Source organism: Teichococcus aerofrigidensis (assembly GCF_054073225.1).
In genome coordinates this window covers 1-840 of record NZ_JBSXMU010000273.1, presented here as the reverse complement: position 1 = coordinate 840, position 840 = coordinate 1, and the positions used below count along the sequence as shown (strand labels likewise).

1 pseudogene is annotated in these 840 nt (G+C 60.5%); it reads right to left on the bottom strand.

The annotated features are described in order from the left end of the window. Positions 1-53 precede the first annotated feature (53 nt). Positions 54-789: pseudogene (locus ACVMLK_RS21165) on the bottom strand (IS6 family transposase). Between the last annotated feature and the right edge of the window lie 51 nt (positions 790-840).

Genomic DNA, 840 nt, shown 5'->3' with positions numbered 1-840 from the left:
GGTTCCGTTGCGAAGATTGTCGGTAGCCGCGAATAGCCACGATGGTAGCCAAATCAGGCAGCGGGAAGAAGCAACTCGTTGATGAAGTTGGCCTGGGCCCGCATGTCTCGTCCGCCGATATCCCGAACCTGCTCCTTCCTGATCATCGCCATCGCCTCGTAGCCCGCCAGTGTTCGTCGTGCTGTATGGAAACCGCTGTAGCCGAGCCGTGGTCTGATCAGGCGCTTCACACGCCGGTGGGCTTGTTCCACAATGCTATTCAGGAACTTGTATTGTCGCAGGCGGGCGAAGCGCCACAATTTGCCGTCCGCTTTCATCTCTGCCGTGGCGCACGGGTAAGCGGGATTTCTGTCCACCGCAATGGTGCGCGGGTTCACTCTATGTGGCTGTCCAAGCGCCTTGCGGAAGAAGCGCTTCGCGACTTCGGCATCCCGCCTGGCCGAGAGCAGGAAGTCGATGGTCTGCCCACGGCTGTCGACCGCCCGGTACAGGTAGATCCAGCGCCCCTTCACCCGGACATAGGTCTCGTCAACCCTCCATGATCCGTTGGACAGGCGTAGATAAGGCCGGAGCCGCCGCTCCAACTCCGGTGCAATAGGCCTGGATCCACCGAAAGATGGTGGTGTGCGCGATGCTGACATCGCGGTCCTGCAGCATGAGTTCGAGGTCGCGGTAGCTGATCGGGACCATCAGGTACCAGCGCACTGCCCAGAGGATCACCTCCGCCGTAAACTGCCGACCTTTGAAGGTCAGATCCGTCCGGAGTTTCGCCAGCTGTCGTCGTGACATACCCCAGCTTGGCCCCGATCGCGCCAGACCACAAAAGATGCAACAGAACCG